The sequence below is a fragment of the Streptomyces sp. NPDC104367 genome, assembly GCF_055583825.1.
The window spans coordinates 70,469-87,826 of the sequence record NZ_JBVJND010000040.1 but is presented as its reverse complement, the minus strand read 5'-3'; the positions used below and the strand labels follow the sequence as shown (position 1 = coordinate 87,826).

At 71.6% G+C, this 17,358-nt stretch carries 15 protein-coding genes; 9 read left to right on the top strand and 6 right to left on the bottom strand.

The window, feature by feature from the left end:
- Positions 1-90 precede the first annotated feature (90 nt).
- On the bottom strand, positions 91-831 hold the full coding sequence (locus ACZ619_RS39705; RefSeq protein ID WP_469610010.1) for a LuxR C-terminal-related transcriptional regulator: 741 nt from the start codon (positions 829-831) through the stop codon (positions 91-93).
- A gap of 244 nt (positions 832-1,075) precedes the next feature.
- Between ACZ619_RS39705 and ACZ619_RS39700 the strand changes: the two genes are divergently transcribed.
- A complete protein-coding gene (locus ACZ619_RS39700; protein ID WP_469610001.1) occupies positions 1,076-3,001 on the top strand; it encodes a hypothetical protein in 1,926 nt (641 codons plus the stop codon).
- Positions 3,002-3,485: 484 nt separating this feature from the next.
- Here the strand turns inward: ACZ619_RS39700 and ACZ619_RS39695 are convergent, their stop codons facing one another.
- On the bottom strand, positions 3,486-4,181 hold the full coding sequence (locus tag ACZ619_RS39695) for a glycerophosphodiester phosphodiesterase (RefSeq protein ID WP_469609998.1): 696 nt from the start codon (positions 4,179-4,181) through the stop codon (positions 3,486-3,488).
- A gap of 66 nt (positions 4,182-4,247) precedes the next feature.
- Positions 4,248-5,411 carry an adenosine deaminase gene (locus ACZ619_RS39690; protein ID WP_469610006.1) on the bottom strand — a complete coding sequence of 388 codons (1,164 nt, stop codon included), beginning with the start codon at positions 5,409-5,411 and terminating at the stop codon, positions 4,248-4,250.
- Between the two features lie 95 nt (positions 5,412-5,506).
- Between ACZ619_RS39690 and ACZ619_RS39685 the strand changes: the two genes are divergently transcribed.
- The gene (locus ACZ619_RS39685) at positions 5,507-6,139 is read left to right on the top strand and encodes a DUF4190 domain-containing protein (protein ID WP_469609995.1); all 633 of its coding nucleotides are present in this window, start codon (positions 5,507-5,509) and stop codon (positions 6,137-6,139) included.
- 72 nt (positions 6,140-6,211) lie between these two features.
- On the opposite strand, the gene ACZ619_RS39680 is transcribed toward ACZ619_RS39685, so the two are convergent.
- Positions 6,212-6,766 carry an NADAR family protein gene (locus ACZ619_RS39680; protein WP_469609993.1) on the bottom strand — a complete coding sequence of 185 codons (555 nt, stop codon included), beginning with the start codon at positions 6,764-6,766 and terminating at the stop codon, positions 6,212-6,214.
- Positions 6,767-6,976: 210 nt separating this feature from the next.
- Between ACZ619_RS39680 and ACZ619_RS39675 the strand changes: the two genes are divergently transcribed.
- The 7 genes from ACZ619_RS39675 (at position 6,977) to ACZ619_RS39645 (ending at position 14,737) form a co-directional block, all read left to right on the top strand.
- A complete protein-coding gene (locus ACZ619_RS39675) occupies positions 6,977-8,512 on the top strand; it encodes a gamma-aminobutyraldehyde dehydrogenase (protein WP_469609991.1) in 1,536 nt (511 codons plus the stop codon).
- A 50-nt stretch (positions 8,513-8,562) separates the two neighbouring features.
- Positions 8,563-9,798, top strand: a complete 1,236-nt coding sequence (locus ACZ619_RS39670) for an ABC transporter substrate-binding protein (protein ID WP_469609989.1) — start codon at positions 8,563-8,565, stop codon at positions 9,796-9,798.
- Between the two features lie 7 nt (positions 9,799-9,805).
- Positions 9,806-10,969 carry an ABC transporter ATP-binding protein gene (locus tag ACZ619_RS39665; RefSeq protein ID WP_469609986.1) on the top strand — a complete coding sequence of 388 codons (1,164 nt, stop codon included), beginning with the start codon at positions 9,806-9,808 and terminating at the stop codon, positions 10,967-10,969.
- Positions 10,969-11,892, top strand: coding sequence for an ABC transporter permease (locus tag ACZ619_RS39660; RefSeq protein ID WP_469609983.1), 924 nt, complete (start codon positions 10,969-10,971; stop codon positions 11,890-11,892). The genes ACZ619_RS39665 and ACZ619_RS39660 overlap by 1 nt, the downstream gene beginning before the upstream one ends.
- Positions 11,893-12,693, top strand: coding sequence for an ABC transporter permease (locus ACZ619_RS39655; RefSeq protein WP_469609980.1), 801 nt, complete (start codon positions 11,893-11,895; stop codon positions 12,691-12,693).
- 31 nt (positions 12,694-12,724) lie between these two features.
- Positions 12,725-14,152, top strand: coding sequence for an NAD(P)/FAD-dependent oxidoreductase (locus ACZ619_RS39650; protein WP_469609977.1), 1,428 nt, complete (start codon positions 12,725-12,727; stop codon positions 14,150-14,152).
- A 141-nt stretch (positions 14,153-14,293) separates the two neighbouring features.
- The gene (locus ACZ619_RS39645) at positions 14,294-14,737 is read left to right on the top strand and encodes a hypothetical protein (protein ID WP_469609975.1); all 444 of its coding nucleotides are present in this window, start codon (positions 14,294-14,296) and stop codon (positions 14,735-14,737) included.
- Between the two features lie 134 nt (positions 14,738-14,871).
- On the opposite strand, the gene ACZ619_RS39640 is transcribed toward ACZ619_RS39645, so the two are convergent.
- Both ACZ619_RS39640 and gabT read right to left on the bottom strand, forming a co-directional pair.
- A complete protein-coding gene (locus ACZ619_RS39640; protein ID WP_469609973.1) occupies positions 14,872-15,717 on the bottom strand; it encodes a phosphatase PAP2 family protein in 846 nt (281 codons plus the stop codon).
- A gap of 234 nt (positions 15,718-15,951) precedes the next feature.
- On the bottom strand, positions 15,952-17,286 hold the full coding sequence (gene gabT / locus ACZ619_RS39635) for a 4-aminobutyrate--2-oxoglutarate transaminase (protein WP_469609970.1): 1,335 nt from the start codon (positions 17,284-17,286) through the stop codon (positions 15,952-15,954).
- Positions 17,287-17,358: the final 72 nt, after the last annotated feature.

Sequence of the window (17,358 nt, the reverse complement as noted above, 5' to 3'; positions counted from 1 at the left end):
GCTGCACACCTACAATCACCACCGCGGACACACCGCGCTCGCAGGCAAACCACCCGCCAGCCGCGTCCCCAACCTCACAGGGCAATACACCTAGGCCGCCGGCCGGATCAGGCCCGACTCGTAGGCGAAGGCGACCGCCTGGACCCGGGCGCGGGCGCCGATCTTGGCGAGGACGTTGCTGACGTGGGTCTTCACGGTGGTGGGGGCGATGGACAGCCACTGGGCGATCTCGGCGTTGGACCAGCCGGAGGCCACGGCGATGAGGACGTCCCGCTCGCGCCGGGTGAGGGCGCCGGGGCCCGGCGTGCGGGGGAGCGCGCGGACGGTCCGCTGCCGGCGTACGGCGTCGATCAGCGCGTGGGTCAGCCCGGGGGTGATGACGGCGTCCCCGGCGGCCACGACCCGGATGGCCGCGGTCAGTTCCGCCGGATCGGCGTCGTCGAGCAGGAACCCCCCGGCCCCCGCCCGCAGAGCCCCCCACGCCTCCGCCTCCCGGCCGGCACCGGTCAGCACCAGGACCCGGGGCACCCCCGCCTCCGCCCCGCCGGAACGCCCCGGGCCGGTGGAGCCGCCGGGGGTGCGGGAGCCGCCGGGGGTTCCGGGGCGGGAGGCGGGCGGGTGGGTCAGGTGGTGGATGGTGCGGGTGGTGGTCGTTCCGGAGAGCCCGGTGTGGACGAGGACGACGTCGGGGCGGAGCGCGGCGCTCGCACGGATCGCCTCGTCCCCGTCCGCCGCCTCCCCGACGACCGTCAGGCCCGGCTCGGCGGCGAGGAGCATGCGCAGGGCGAGGCGCTGGAGCGATTGGTCGTTGACGACGAGTACGGAGACCATGCCTGTCTTCTCCATGCGAGGTCCGTTCCGTGAACGAAACTGTTTCGTTCACATGCTACGCCCGCTCCCGCGCCACCGGGAGACCGCCCCCGGGGATGGTTCATATCTCGCATGGCCATGGCCCCCGCCCCCATTCACGGCGACGGCTCCCTTCTGTGCCTTGCCCGGGCGCTGCTTCACTCCCTCCCGCACCCCCTGACGTCGATCGCTCCGTGAACAGCCGCGGGGCACAAGGGAGTTCCGCATGCCCAGAGACACCCTGAGGACCGAGGAACAGGCCCGTGCCGAGCGCGGGGTGACCATGCGGGCGAGGGTGCGCGCGCTGCTCGTCGTCGCAGGCGCCGCCGCCGCGCCCACGCTGCTCGCCCCGGCGGCGGCACGGGCGGCCGGAGGCCGGAGCCGGACCGTCGCCGCGGGGGAGACCTGGGAGGTCACCGGGATCACCCGGCTCGACCGGCTCGTCGTCGAGGAGGGCGCCGTCCTCGCCGCCCCCGAAGGACACACCCTCTCCCTGACCGTGAACGGCGTGGAGACCGGCTCCGCCCTGGACGGCACCTACGGCTGGGCCACCGTGATCGCGGCGGGGACGTACCGGGGCGATGTCGTCGTCACCCCCGCCGTCGACCACCCGGAGTCCTTCGCCGGCGCCACCTTCCACCTCCGCCAGGCCGTCTACGTCGGCGCCGACGGAGTCGTCACGGCGAACTCGGTGCTCTCCGCCGTACGCGGCGGCCGCCTCACCGACGCCTGCGCCGGGAACGTCGGCCTCACCTCCACCGGCGAGGCGTTCAACGGCTTCTTCGTCGCCGGCGGTTCCTCCTACGTCCTGGAGAACCCCCGCATCCGCTTCGACGGCAACGGCCGCCTGGACTTCGCCGGTTACGGCTCCGCCGTGACCGGCGCCGGGGACGGCACCCGGCTGGTGGTGGACGGCGCCGACATCGAGAACCGGGGCGCGGTCCGCACCGGGATCATCGCCCGCGACGGCGCCGATGTCATCGTCAAGAACTCCCGCGTCCACACCCGCGAGGGCGTCCTCCCCGCCGACTACGAACCCGGGTTCGGCGCCGACATGATGACCGTGCCCTGGATGCTGGGCCTCAGCGGCAACGTGCGCGCCACCAACGTCCTCGGCGAGAACACCACCGCCACCTACATCAACTCCCGTGTCTCCTCGGAGTCCTGGGGCGTGCTCTCCACCGACTCGGTCCGCAACTCCCGGCTCACCGCGATCAACAGCACGGTCGCCCTCACCGGCGACTCCGGCTACGGCACCTACGCCGACGGCACCAGCCAGCAGGACCTCTTCCTCGGCACCCGTTTCGACGTGGCCACCTTCGCCGCCGTCTCCACCGGCAGCCCCGTCACCTTCGGCGACAGCACCCGCGAGGCGGTGGCCGCGCTCAACACCGAACTCGGTCTCGGGCTCACCGCGCGGGAGCTGGCGGCGATCGAGCCCCGCCCGTCGGTCGTCACCTCGCGCGGCTTCGGCGTGATGTGGCACAGCGGCGACGGCGGCTCGGTGACGATCGGCGGCGGCACCCGGTTCACCACCGCGGAGACCATGTTCCTCGACAAGGCCAAGCGGATCGCCATCACCGTGGACGGCTCCCAGGGCGCCCGCCTGCACGCGGGCAACGGCGTCCTCGTCCAGATCATGGAGACCGACGATCCGGGCTCCATGACCGGCACCTACACCGAGCCCACCGACGACCCGGCGAAGGACACCTCCTTCGACACCACCGCCGAGCACACCGCCGACGCCACCGCCGCCTTCACCGACATCACGCTCCGGGGCGACTTCTACAACGCGATGCGCACCGGCAAGAACCTGGTCGTGTCCTTCGAACGCACCAGGATCGAGGGCGTGATCTCCGCCTCGGTCTCCCGGCACGCCGTCCCCACCATCACCTCGGCCGAGTGGCGGCAGATCAACCACGTCACCAACACCCCGCGGGCCGCGGTCAACAACGGCGTGATCGTGAAGCTGGGCGCGGGCTCGGCCTGGACGGTCACCGGCACCTCGTACCTGACGAAGCTGGCCGTCGACGCGGACGCGGCGGTGAAGGCACCGGCGGGCCGGACCCTCACCCTCACCGTCGACGGCACGGCGACCGCCCTCACCCCGGGCACCACCTACACCGGGGCGCTCGTGCTCACGGCCGGCTGAGCGCGGCCGGCGCGATCCGCCGGCCAGGTCGTGCACGCCCGCGCTGCCGCGCCAGACGCCGTCGGCGCCGCCGACCCGCACCAGCGCGGCCGTGGCGTCCGCGTCGGGCAGCCCGGCGAGCGCGGCCCGCAGCGCCTCGGCGTCCGGGCCGGTGGCGGCGCCCGCGGCGGCGGGCCGGGGCGGCCGCGAGGGCGGGCACGGCCAGGGAGGCCCGCGGCGAGGGCCAGGGCGAGAGCGGCGGCGAGCGCGGTGCTCCGGGTGCGGACACGCATGAGGGGACTCCGGGGGGAGGGGAGGGACGAGGAGACCTCGTCATCCTCCGGGCTCCGCGGCGGCGGCCGGATCGTCGCCGAGGAGGGCGTGCGCCCCTGAGCCCTCGCCCATCAACTGCCCTACTGAATAGGGGAGTTAACAGGGAATCCTCCTAGGGTCCGCGGTATGCGCCGACCGGGTGGCGGGCGCCCGCCGATCCGGCGACGGTCCCTCAGCGGTCGGCCGTGCGACCGCGCAGCGCGTTCAGCACGTCGACCCGGTTCGTGGTGATCGAGTCGACGCCCGCCGCCAGCAGCCGGCGCATCGAGCGGCGGGTGTCCGGGGTCCAGCAGGAGACCAGGTAGCCGCTGTGGTGGACGTGCTCGACGAGGTCGTGGGTGAGCAGGCTGAACCGGTAGTTGAGGTGGCGGGGGCGGATCGCGTCCAGGAGCACCGGGCGGGCCGGGGCCAGGCTCTTGTGGGTCAGGGCGATCTCGGCCCCCGCGTCGGCCGCCCGGACCCTCAGCATCACGGGCGCGTCGCCGGTGTAGTGGACGCGGTCCGCCGCTCCGCACTCCCGGACCACGGCCACGATCCTGGCCACCGCCCGCCCGCTCGGGTCGCCCGGCAGGTCGATCATCACCCGGCCGTCGTCCGTCGCCGCCAGCGCCTCGGCGAGGGTCGGGACACCGCCCGCCGTAAGCCCGCGCACCTCGTTGGCCGACAGGGTGCGCAGCGGGCGGTCGTGCCCCCACAGCCGCTTGAGCGTGTCGTCGTGCAGCAGCACGGGGACGCCGTCACGGGTGAGGCGTACGTCGGTCTCCACCGCGTCCGCGCCCCGGCGGAGCGCGGAACGCAGGGAGTCGAGCGTGTTCTCGCGGATGCGGTAGGGGTCGCCGCGGTGGGCCACGGCGGTCACGGTCTGCATGGGCCCCATGCTCTCAGGGCCCCGCCGCGCTCGGGTCCCCACTCCCCGGGACCGCGCGGGAGCCCGTCAGGAGGCGAGCCACGCCTCGGTGTAGGCGTCGATCTCGGCGGCGATCCGGTTCCGGCCGGCCGGGTCGAGGAAGGACGCCTCCACCGCGTTCCCGGCGAGGCCGGCGATGCCGCGCTCGTCGAGGCCGAGGAGGCGGGCGGCGACCGCGTACTCGGTGTTGAGGTCGGTGCCGAACATCGGCGGGTCGTCGGAGTTGACCGTGACCATGACACCGGCGTCCACGAAGGCCCTGATCGGGTGCTCGTCGAGGGTGCGCACGGCGCGGGTGGCGATGTTGGAGGTCGGGCACACCTCCAGCGGGATGCGGTGCTCGGCCAGGTGGGCGAGGAGCTTCGGGTCCGCCGCGGAGCTGGTGCCGTGGCCGATGCGCTCGGCGTGCAGTTCGACGAGGGCGTCCCAGACGGTCTCCGGGCCGGTGGTCTCACCGGCGTGCGGCACGGAGTGCAGGCCCGCCGCTACCGCCCGGTCGAAGTACGGCTTGAACTGCGGCCGGGGCACGCCGATCTCCGGGCCGCCGAGCCCGAAGGAGACCAGGCCCTCCGGGCGGAAGCGGTCGTCGGTCGCGAGCCTGACCGTCTCCTCGGCGGCCTCAAGACCCGCCTCGCCGGGGATGTCGAAGCACCAGCGCAGCACCGTCCCGAACTCGGCCTCCGCCGCCTTGCGGGCGTCCTCGATCGCGTCCATGAAGGCCCGCGCGTCGATCCCGCGCCGGGTCGAGGAGAACGGGGTGATGGTCAGCTCCGCGTACCGCACCTGCTGGCGGGCCAGGTCACGGGCCACCTCGTAGGTGAGCAGCCGGACGTCCTCGGGCGTGCGGATCAGGTCGACGACCGACAGGTAGACGTCGATGAAGTGGGCGAAGTCCGTGAACGTGAAGTACTCGGCCAGCGCCTCGGGGTCGCTGGGGACCTTGGAGTCGCGGTGCCGGGCGGCCAGTTCCGACACGATCCGGGGGGAGGCGGAGCCGACGTGGTGGACGTGCAGTTCGGCCTTCGGCAGCCCGGCGACGAAGGCGTGCACGTCGCGCGGGGCGGCGTCGCGCGGGGCGGCGGGTTCGGCGTGGCGGTCGGTCAAGGGTTCCTCCCCGGAACGGCGCGGGTCCGCCCACGGCGGTGGTACGCGGTGGTACGGCCGTGGGGCCCGGCGCGGTGATCGGCTGATCGGTGGATCCAGGTCATCGTAGGCCGGACCGCCGTTCGACGGGGACGGGCTTTAGCATGACGGCGGCATACGCGCGGGAGAGGGGACGTCGCACGATGGCTGACGAGATGCCGCAGACTCCGAAGATACGGCTGGACAAGCGGACCGACGCGGAGGTGCCGGGGGCGGCGGCGGACGCTCCGGCCGACGCGGCGCCCCCGGCGTGGGCCAACCCGTACGCCGCGCCCTCGGACCGCCCGCAGGCCCCGTCGGCGAACCCCTTCGCGGCGCCCGGCCCCTACGCGCAGCCGAACCCCTACCCGGCGCCGAACCACCCTTACGCGCCCGTGCCGCCGCGGCCGCAGAGCGCGGCGGTGCCTCCGCCGCCGGTGGGGCCGGACGGGCCGGGGCACGTCCCCTACGGGTACCCCGGCCCGTCGCTTCCTTCGTACCCGGCCGGGCCCATGGGGTACGGCGGCTGGCCGGGGATGCAGCCGATGCCGAACAACGGGCTCGGTACGGCCTCCCTCGTCACCGGGATCATCTCCGCGGTCGGGTTCTGCATGTGGCCCGTGGCGCTGGTGATGGGGGTGCTGGCGATCGTCTTCGGTGTGATCGGCAAGGGGCGGGCGAAGCGGGGCGAGGCCACGAACGGCGGGCAGGCGCTGGCCGGGATCATCTGCGGGTCGGCCGGGCTCTTCCTCGCCGTCGCGTTCATCGTGCTGATCGTCTTCGCCACCACCAGGTAGCCACCACGACGCAGCCGTCACGGGACAGCCGTCACGAGGCAGCCGTCACGGGGCGGTGAAGGGCGGGCGCCGTCACTCCAGAAGGCGCTCCCTCGCCTCCATCAGGGCGAAGCCCAGGAGGTTCAGCCCCCGCCAGCGTTCCGGGTCGTCCGCCCCCGGGTCCGTCGCCGCGAGGCCGATGCCCCACACCCGGTCCACCGGGCTCGCCTCCACCAGCACCCGGCTCCCGGTCCCCAGCAGGAACCCGCGCAGCTCCCCGTCGGCCGCGAACTTGTGCACGCTGCCCTCGGTGACGATCCGGAGGCGTTCGCGCTGCCAGGTCGCCTCGTCGAACCCCCGGACCAGCCGGCCCGCCTTCTTCGCCTCGGCGGGGTGCTCCGCCGCCAGGGCCCGCCGCTCCGCCGCCGCGTCCCCGAAAAGCCTCGCCTTGCCCGCCATCATCCAGTGCTCGGCGGTCGCGTACTCCACCCCTTCGACCACGAAGGGTGACGGCCACCACTGGCTCAGGCAGCTCGCCGAGAGCCGGCCGCCCGGTCCCGGCCGGTGGCCCCAGAAGTGCAGGTACTTGATCCCGGCCCCCGCCCGGACCGCCCTGATCAGGGCTTCCACGGAATCGATCTTCGCCATGCACGCCAGTCTGGCAGGCACCACTGACACTCCGTCCTGCCTTTTCCGCCCGGACTCGACACCTGGTCGACAGATTCCGTCGCGTAACCAAAAGGCAACAACGGAATCACTTGTTGCGCTCACCCTGCTCTGTCAGGATCGGCAGTCAAATCGAGCTGGAGCTACGCCACCCGCCATATCTGGGCGGGATGACGGCGGAGGAGAAGCGACATGGACAACCCGGGCACCGGCACCCCGGAGACCTTCCCCGCACAGGAGCGGCTCGCCGACGGCGCGCAGTACATCGCGGGACGGCTCACCAAGGGCACGTCCGGCCGTACCCACGCCGTCGTCGACCCGGCCACCGGTGCGGAGGTGTACACCTACGAGCTGGCCGGGACCGACGACGTCGACGCGGCGGTCGCGGCGGCCCGCGCGGCCTTCCCCGGCTGGGCCGGGGCGACCCCCGGCGAGCGGTCGGACGCGCTGCACCGCTTCGCCGCCGTGCTCGCCGACCGGGCCGAGGAGTTCGCCCGCGCCGAGTCCCTGCAGTGCGGCAAGCCGCTGAAGCTGACCCGCGAGTTCGACGTGCCGGGGACCGTCGACAACACCGCGTTCTTCGCGGGGGCCGCCCGGCACCTCCAGGGGCAGGCGGCCGGCGAGTACTCGGGCGACCACACCTCGTACGTCCGCCGCGAGCCCATCGGGGTCGTCGGCTCCATCGCGCCCTGGAACTACCCCCTCCAGATGGCCGCCTGGAAGATCCTCCCGGCCATCGCCGCGGGCAACACCATCGTGCTCAAGCCCGCCGAGCTGACCCCGCTGACCTCGCTGCTGTTCGCCGAGGCGGCCACGGCCGCCGGTATCCCGGACGGTGTCGTCAACATCGTCACCGGGACCGGCCGGGAGGCCGGTGAGCACCTCGTCGGGCACCCCGACGTGGCCATGACCTCGTTCACCGGCTCCACCGGCGTCGGCAAGCGGGTCGCGGAGGTCGCCACCGCGACCGTCAAGCGGCTCCACCTGGAGCTCGGCGGCAAGGCGCCGTTCGTCGTCTTCGACGACGCCGACCTGGAGGCGGCCGTCCACGGAGCCGTCGCGGGCTCGCTCATCAACACCGGGCAGGACTGCACCGCCGCCACCCGCGCGTACGTGCAGCGGCCGCTCTACGAGGCCTTCGTGGAGCGCACGGCGGCCCTGATGGAGACCGTGCGGCTCGGGGACCCGTTCGCCGCCGGGACCGATCTCGGGCCGCTGATCTCGCACGTGCAGCGCGACCGGGTCGCCGCCTTCGTGGACCGGGCGCGCGGCTACGCGCGCGTGGTCACCGGAGGCGAGGCCCCGCAGGGCGCTCTCAAGGACGGCGCCTACTACCGGCCGACCCTGGTCGCCGACGCGCCCCAGGACAGCGAGATCGTCCAGTCCGAGATCTTCGGGCCGGTACTGGTCGTTCTGCCGTTCGACAGTGATGATGAGGGCATCCGGCTGGCCAACGACACCCCGTACGGGCTGGCGGCCTCCGCGTGGACCAACGGCGTCTTCCGCGCGAATCGTGCGACGCGCGAGATCAAGGCGGGATGCGTATGGGTCAACGACCACATCCCGATCATCAGTGAGATGCCGCACGGCGGCTACAAGGCGTCCGGCTTCGGCAAGGACATGTCGACGTACTCGTTCGAGGAATACACACAGGTCAAGCACGTAATGTTCGAGAACACGGCGGTGGCGCGGAAGGACTGGCACCGCACGATCTTCGGGGACCGATAGTCAGCACCGGCCGCTCACCACGGCCACCTTCCCGAAAGGGCATCAAGCGCATGAGGCAGTACGAGCCCGACCGCCCCACCCCGGTCGAAGTGGCCGCCATGCGGCGCAGCCTCCGCAACGGGCGGGCCGCAGTGGCCCGCCGGTCGTTCCTGGGCGGTGCGCTCGCGGTGGGCGGTGTCGGGGCGCTGAGCGCCTGCGGTATCCCCGCGGCCGGCAAGTCCCAGGGCGGGGTCTCCGCCGACGACCACTCGGCCGAGGAGAAGGTCGTCAACTTCTCCAACTGGCCCGAGTACATCGACGTCGACGACAGCGGGAAGACCCACCCCACGCTGGACGCGTTCCGCAAGCGGACCGGCATCACGGTCAAGTACACCGAGGACATCAACGACAACGACGAGTTCTTCGGCAAGATCCAGCCGCAGCTCGCCGCCGGCCAGGACACCGGCCGGGACCTGATCGTCCTCACCGACTGGCTGGCCGCCCGCATGATCCGGCTCGGCTACGTCCAGAAGCTGGACGTCGCCAACCTCCCGAACGCCTTCGCCAACCTGTCGGAGCAGTTCCGCAGCCCCGACTGGGACCCGGGCCGCGCCTACTCCTACCCCTGGCAGGGCATCTCGACCGTCGTCGCCTTCAACAAGAAGGCGCTGGACGGCGTCGAGGTGACGTCGGTCTCCGACCTGCTCGACAACCCCGCGCTCAAGGGCCGGGTCGGGCTGCTGACCGAGATGCGGGACACCGTCGGCATGACCATGCTCGACATGGGCATCGACCCGGGCAAGTTCACCGACGACAACTACGACGCGGTGATCGCCCGGCTCCAGAAGGCCGTCGACAAGGGCCAGATCCGCCGCTTCACCGGCAACGACTACACCTCGGACCTCAGCAAGGGCGACCTGGCCGCCTGCGTCGCCTGGGGCGGCGACATCGTGCAGCTCCAGGCCGACAACCCGGACGTCGCCTACGTCATCCCGGACAGCGGCTACATGACGTCGACCGACAACATGCTGATCCCCAACAAGGCGCGCCACAAGACCAACGCCGAACGGCTCATCGACTACTACTACGAGCCGGAGCCGGCCGCCCAGCTCTCCGCGTACGTCAACTACGTCAGCCCGGTCGGTGACGTGCAGCCGTACCTCGCCAAGATCGACAAGTCGGCGGCCGGCAACCCGCTGATCGTTCCCGACAAGGCCATGCAGGCCAAGTCCCATGCCTTCCGTGCCCTGAGCTCGAAGGAAGAGACGGCCTACCAGCAGAAGTTCGCGAAGCTCACAGGGGCGTGACGACACCATGACGAAAGACAGCAGCGGCGACGTCCGCCTCACCGGCATCGGCAAGACGTACGACAACGGCTTCACCGCCGTACAGCCGATGGACCTGACCGTGCCGCAGGGCTCCTTCTTCGCCCTGCTCGGCGCCTCGGGCTGCGGCAAGACCACCACCCTGCGCATGATCGCGGGCCTGGAGGAGCCGACCAGCGGCACCGTGCACCTCGGCGACCAGGACGTGACCCATCTGCCGCCGTACAAGCGGCCGGTGAACACGGTCTTCCAGTCCTACGCCCTCTTCCCGCACCTCGACATCTTCGAGAACGTCGCCTTCGGCCTGCGCCGGCGCGGCATCAAGAGCGTGAAGAAGCAGGTCGAGGAGATGCTCGACCTGGTCCAGCTGGGCGAGCAGGCGCGCAAGAAGCCGCACCAGCTCTCCGGCGGCCAGCAGCAGCGCGTCGCGGTCGCCCGCGCCCTCATCAACCACCCCAAGGTGCTCCTGCTCGACGAGCCGCTCGGCGCCCTCGACCTCAAGCTGCGCCGCCAGATGCAGCTGGAGCTCAAGCGCATCCAGACCGAGGTCGGCATCACCTTCGTGCACGTCACGCACGACCAGGAGGAGGCCATGACCATGGCCGACACGGTCGCCGTGATGAACGCGGGCCGCGTCGAGCAGCTCGGCTCGCCCGCCGACCTCTACGAGAACCCGAACACCACGTTCGTCGCCAACTTCCTCGGCACCTCGAACCTGATCGAGGCCGAGGTCGACACCCGCAGCGGCGACGACATCGTGCTGAAGGCCGGCGGCGGCAAGCTGGTGCTGCCCGAGGCGCGATGTTCGGCGCCGGCCACCACCGGCGGCAAGGTGCTCGTCGGCATCCGCCCCGAGAAGATCTCCCTCACCCACGCGGACGACGCGGGCTCCATCCCCGAGGGACGCAACCGCATCACCGGCAAGGTCGCCGACGCCAGCTTCATCGGCGTCTCCACGCAGTACGTCATCGACAGCGCGGTCTGCCCCGAGTTCGCGGTGTACGTGCAGAACGTCGAGCGCGACGGACGCCTGGTCCCCGGCGCCGACGTCGTCCTGCACTGGAGCCCGGCCCACACCTTCGGTCTCGACGCGGCGCAGTCCCTGCTTGCCGGGACAGTGGGCTCCGCCGGCACCGAGGAAGAGGCCGCCTGATGGCCACCCTGACGGAAGCGCCTCCGGTACCGGCCCCGGAGCAGCAGAAGCCGACGCGCAGGCGGGGGCGCTGGACGCCGTACTGGCTGCTGCTGCCCGGCCTGCTCTGGCTGGTCGTCTTCTTCGCGCTGCCGATGATCTACCAGGCGTCCACGTCGGTCCAGACGGGCTCCCTGGAAGAGGGCTACAAGGTCACCTGGCACTTCGCGACCTACTGGGACGCGCTGAGCGAGTACTGGCCGCAGTTCCTGCGGTCCGTCTTCTACGCCGCGGCCGCCACGGTCCTGTGCCTGCTGCTCGGCTACCCGCTGGCGTACCTGATCGCCTTCCGCGCGGGACGCTGGCGGAACCTGATCATGATCCTGGTGATCGCGCCGTTCTTCACCAGCTTCCTGATCCGCACCCTGGCCTGGAAGACGATCCTCGCCGACAACGGCCCGGTCGTGCACGTCCTGAACTCGCTGCACGTCCTCGGCGTCACCGACTTCCTCGGCTGGACGGCCGGCGACCGCGTACTGGCCACACCGCTGGCCGTCGTCTGCGGTCTGACGTACAACTTCCTGCCGTTCATGATCCTGCCGCTCTACACCTCGCTGGAGCGCATCGACGGACGGCTGCACGAGGCGGCCGGCGACCTGTACGCCAAGCCGTGGACGACGTTCCGCAAGGTCACCTTCCCGCTGTCGATGCCGGGCGTGGTCTCCGGCACGCTGCTGACCTTCATCCCGGCGGCCGGTGACTACGTCAACGCCGAACTCCTCGGCTCGACCGACACCCGCATGATCGGAAACGTGATCCAGACGCAGTTCCTGCGGATTCTCGACTATCCGACGGCGGCCGCCCTCTCCTTCATCCTCATGGCCGCGATCCTTTTCATGGTCACGGTCTACATCCGCCGGTCCGGGACGGAGGATCTGGTCTAAATGCCCTTCGTCAACTGGCTCAAGAAGAATCTCGTCGTCATCGCGGGACTCGTGACGCTCGGATATCTCCTGCTTCCGAACGTCATCGTCACGGTGTTCTCCTTCAACAAACCGAAGGGGCGCTTCAATTACGAATGGCAGCAGTTCTCGCTGGACGCCTGGAAGCAGCCCTGCGGGGTGGCCGGCATGTGCGGCTCGCTCTCCATCAGCCTCCAGATCGCCGTCTGGGCGACGATCGGGGCCACCGCCCTCGGCACGATGATCGCCTTCGCGCTGGTCCGCTACCGCTTCCGCGCGCGCGGCGCCGTGAACTCGCTGATCTTCCTGCCGATGGCCATGCCCGAGGTGGTCATGGCGGCCTCGCTGCTCACCCTGTTCCTCAACATGGGCGCCCAGCTCGGCTTCTACACGATCCTGATCGCCCACATCATGTTCTGCCTCAGCTTCGTCGTCACCGCGGTCAAGGCGCGTGTGATGTCGATGGACCCGCGCCTCGAGGAGGCCGCCCGGGACCTCTACGCCGGACCGGCGCAGACGTTCCTGCGCGTCACCCTCCCCATCGCGGCCCCCGGAATCGCGGCGGGCGCGCTGCTCTCCTTCGCGCTCTCCTTCGACGATTTCATCATCACCAATTTCAACGCGGGCTCCACCGTCACCTTCCCCATGTTCGTCTGGGGTTCGGCACAGCGCGGCACGCCCGTTCAGATCAACGTCATCGGTACGGCCATGTTCCTGATCGCCGTACTGTTCGTGCTGGCGTCGATGCTCGTCACCAACCGCCGAAACAAGCAGAAGGCGTAGTCTTCATCAGCCCTGTAGGGAGTTGAAAGTCATGGCCCCAAGCGCCATGAGCCGTCAGGCAGACTGGACCAGGTCTCTCTCCGAAGCACAGCCGGTGCCGTACTGGCTGGAAGACCCCGGCAAGCCCCACCCCGAGCCCGCGCTGACCGGCGCCGACACCTGCGACCTGCTGGTCGTCGGCGGCGGCTACAGCGGACTGTGGACCGCGCTCAACGCCAAGGAGCGCGACCCCGGGCGCGATGTGGTCCTGCTGGAAGGCCGCGAGGTGGGCTGGGCCGCCTCGGGCCGCAACGGCGGCTTCTGCGCCGCCTCCCTCACCCACGGGCTGCCCAACGGCCTCACCCGCTGGCCCGACGAGATCCACGAACTCCAGAAGCTGGGCCTGCGCAACCTCGACGAGCTCGAAGCCGCCGTCGCCCGCCACGGCATCGACTGCGAGTTCGAGCGCACCGGCGAGATCGACGTCGCCACCGAGACCTACCAGGCCTGGGAACTGCGCGACTGGCACCGGGAACTGGAGGAGAAGGGCCTCGCGGACGGGGTCGAGTTCCTCGACGCCGACGCGGTGCGCGAACAGGTCGCCTCTCCCACCTTCGAGGCCGGCCTGTGGGACCGCCGGGGCGTGGCCATGCTCCACCCGGCCAAGCTCGCCTGGGGCCTCAAGCGGGCCTGCCTCGCCCTCGGCGTCCGGGTCCACGAGCACACCCCCGCCCTCGACCTGAAGGCGTACGGCGCCGGAATGGCCGTACGCACCCCGTACGGGTCGGTCCGCGCCCGGCAGGTCGCGCTCGGCACCAACATCTTCCCCAACCTGGTCAAGCGGGTCCGGTCCTACACCGTCCCGGTCTACGACTACGCCCTGATGACCGAGCCGCTCACCGCCGAGCAGCTCGGCGCGATCGGCTGGAAGAACCGCCAGGGCCTCGGCGACTCCGCCAACCAGTTCCACTACTTCCGGCTCTCCGCCGACAACCGCGTCCTGTGGGGCGGGTACGACGCGATCCACCACTACGGCGGGCGGGTCCGCCGCGAGTACGACGACCGGCCGGAGACCTACGCCAAGCTCGCCGAGCACTTCTTCACCTGCTTCCCGCAGCTGGAGGGCGTCCGCTTCACGCACGCGTGGGGCGGGGCGATCGACACCTGCTCCCGCTTCTCGGCGTTCTTCGGCACCGCGTACCAGGGCAAGGTCGCGTACGCGGCGGGCTACACCGGCCTCGGTGTCGGCGCGACCCGCTTCGGCGCCGACGTGATGCTGGACCTGCTGGCGGGGGAGGAGACCGAGCGCACCCGGCTGGAGATGGTCCGCAAGAAGCCGCTGCCGTTCCCGCCGGAGCCGTTCGCCTGGACCGGGATCGCCCTCACCAAGTGGTCGCTGGCCCGCGCGGACTCCCACGGGGGCCGCCGCAACCTGTGGCTGCGGACCATGGACCGGCTGGGACTGGGCTTCGACAGCTGACCCGCGCGACGGACCATCCCCGCATGTGATCCAGATCACTCCATCGCGGTGGTGAAACCCGCGTAATGCCACCGGAGGACCTCCCTCTCTCCCCGTGGACGCGACGCCCGCGTCCACGCGCGAGATGGGGAGGTCCTTTTGATGACTGGGGCGAAGACGGCGGTCGAATGGCTGACATCCGTCGCACCGGATCCCGAGTCCTGCCGCTGGGAGTGGGAGCGCAGCCCGCTGGGGGTCGCGCTGCTGCCGGCGGGCAGGGCCTGGGACGTACTGATCCTGCCGGGGGAACTCGGCTATCCCACCCTCGACGTGCTCACCCGCGTCCTCGACCGGCCGGGGCCCGTCCTGGTCGACTTCGGGGACAACCGGGTGGGCTTCTTCGTGCCGCCCGGCACGGCCGCGCGGTGGCTCGGCACGGGGATCAGGACCGCAGGTGCCGGTACCTGGATCGTCGTGCCGTATCCGGGGCGGTCGACCCAGGGGGTGCGGTGGCTGGTGGCGCCGGACGGGTCGGGGACGCTGACCGATCCGGCGCTGCTGGAACTGGCCATGCACGAGGCCGCCGCAGGCCTGGCGGGCGAGTGACCGCCGCGGGTCCGGCGGATACGGGGCCGGCCGGCCGATCGGCCGCGTGAACCACGCCGCGGGGCCGTACGCCTAGGTCCTGCCCGGCGCCACCGCCCTCTCGTCGGCCGCCCGTGCGGCCGACGCGGATCCCGTCAGGAACGAGGCCCGCGACTCCGGTCCCCCCGGGGTCGCCTGCGGCCGGTCCGGCCGAGCAGCAGGGCCAGCGCCGTCAGCAGGACCGTGCTCAGGCACCAGCTGGCCAGGACGTCCAGCGGCCAGTGCCAGCCGCGGCGGACCAGGCCGAAGGAGACGCCGAGGACCAGGGCCGCGCCGACGCCGACGGCGGTCCGGCGGGCGGCCGGGGACGTGAGCCAGGGCAGCAGGATCAGGACCGCGGAGCCGTACGCGATCGCGGCCGTCGCCGTGTGCCCGGAGGGGAAGTAGCCGACCGCCGGGGGGACCACCGGGGTGCCCGGACGGGCCGTCCAGTCCTTCAGGGGCACGATGACCGCGGGGACCAGGGCCATGAGAACGGCGGCGGCCGCGGGCGGCAGCCACCAGCGGTCTGTACCTGTGGCACGGCCGCGCCGGGCGACGTACGCGATGACGGCGACCAGGACGGGGACGGCGACCTGCACGTTCCCGAGGTCGGACAGGCCCGCGGAGAACCGGTCCGGATGGACGAGGGCGCCGCTCAGACGGCTGTCCAGGCGCAGCAGCGGACCGTGGGTCACGACCTGCCAGGTGATCAGCGCGAAGAGGAGGGCCGGCAGGCCCACGAGCCCCGTGAGGAGAAGGAGCGGGAAGGAGGTCGGCCGCCCCGGAACAGGGGGGGTGGTTCCGAGGCGGCCGTCCGGATCGGAACGCCGCGCGCCCCGGGGGGTTTGGGGCGGGCGACTGTCCGATCGGTGAGGAGATCCGGAGCCAGAGGCCCCGGTTGTGTGCGCGAGGGCACGACCAGGTCGAAGCTGGGGAGGCCCCGGCCTGAGATCGCCCACAGTCCCCTGTGGGCGGGGTGTATCTCTCATCTGGATAGAACCTACGGCAGGGGCCGGTGCGGCGACAGGCGGAATCGCGTCCCGTCATGCACCCCGCACACCTTCTTCACACGGCCTGACGGCGGCCGCCCCAGCCCCGCGCATCACGCCTGACGGGAGGGCCGGGGCGGTGGGGACGCCCGGGTTCGGCAGCCTTTGTACCGGCTGCGCGAGCCCTGTGGACCGAGCCGCGGCTCAGATCGAGGCGAACGCCTGCTCGATGATGTCGAGGCCCTCGCCGAGGAGGTCCTCGCCGATGACGAGCGGGGGCAGGAAGCGCAGCACGTTGCCGTAGGTGCCACAGGTCAGGACCAGCAGGCCCTCCTGGTGGCAGGCCTTGGCGAGGGCGCCGGCCGCCTCCGGGTTCGGCTCCTTGGTGGCACGGTCCTTGACCAGCTCGATGGCGATCATCGCGCCACGGCCGCGGATGTCGCCGATGACGTCGAACTTCTCGGCCATGGCGGTGAGGCGGGCCTTCATGACGGCCTCGATGTTCTTCGCCCTGGCGTTGAGGTCGAGCTCCTTCATGGTCTCGATGGCGCCCAGCGCACCGGCGCAGGCGACCGGGTTGCCGCCGTAGGTGCCGCCCAGGCCGCCGGCGTGCGCGGCGTCCATGATCTCGGCGCGGCCGGTCACGGCGGCGAGCGGCAGACCGCCGGCGATGCCCTTGGCGGTGGTGATCAGGTCCGGGACGATCCCCTCGTCCTCGCACGCGAACCACTGGCCGGTACGGCAGAAGCCGCTCTGGATCTCGTCGGCGACGAACACGATCCCGTTGTCCGCGGCGAACTGGCGGATCGCGGGCAGGAAGCCCTTGGCCGGCTCGATGAAGCCGCCCTCGCCGAGCACCGGCTCGATGATGATCGCGGCCACGTTGTCGGCGCCGACCTGCTTGCTGATCTGGTCGATGGCCTGCGCGGCGGCCTCCGGGCCGGCGTTCTCCGGGCCGGTCGGCCAGCGGTAGGCGTAGGCGACCGGCACCCGGTAGACCTCGGGCGCGAACGGACCGAAGCCGTGCTTGTACGGCATGTTCTTGGCGGTGAGCGCCATCGTCAGGTTGGTGCGCCCGTGGTAGCCGTGGTCGAAGACGACCACGGCCTGCCGCTTGGTGTACGCACGCGCGATCTTGACGGCGTTCTCCACGGCCTCGGCGCCCGAGTTGAACAGGGCGCTCTTCTTGGCGTGGTCGCCGGGGGTCAGCTCGGCGAGCGCCTCGGCGACCTCGACGTACCCCTCGTACGGGGTGACCATGAAACAGGTGTGGGTGAAGTCGGCCAGCTGGGCGCTCGCCCGGCGGACGACGGCCTCGGCGGAGGCGCCCACGGAGGTCACGGCGATACCGGAACCGAAGTCGATCAGACGGTTGCCGTCGACGTCCTCGATGATGCCGCCGCCCGCGCGGACGGTGAACACCGGCAGCACGGAGCCGACGCCCTGCGCGACCGCGGCGAGACGGCGGGTCTGCAGCTCCTGCGACTTGGGGCCGGGGATGGCGGTGACGACGCGGCGCTCCTGCGGAAGTGCGGTCATGGGGGCTCCCTGATGAGTGGTGCGTACCGATACGTGCCGGACGGTGCCGCCCGGTCGCGCCGGTGGTGCGTT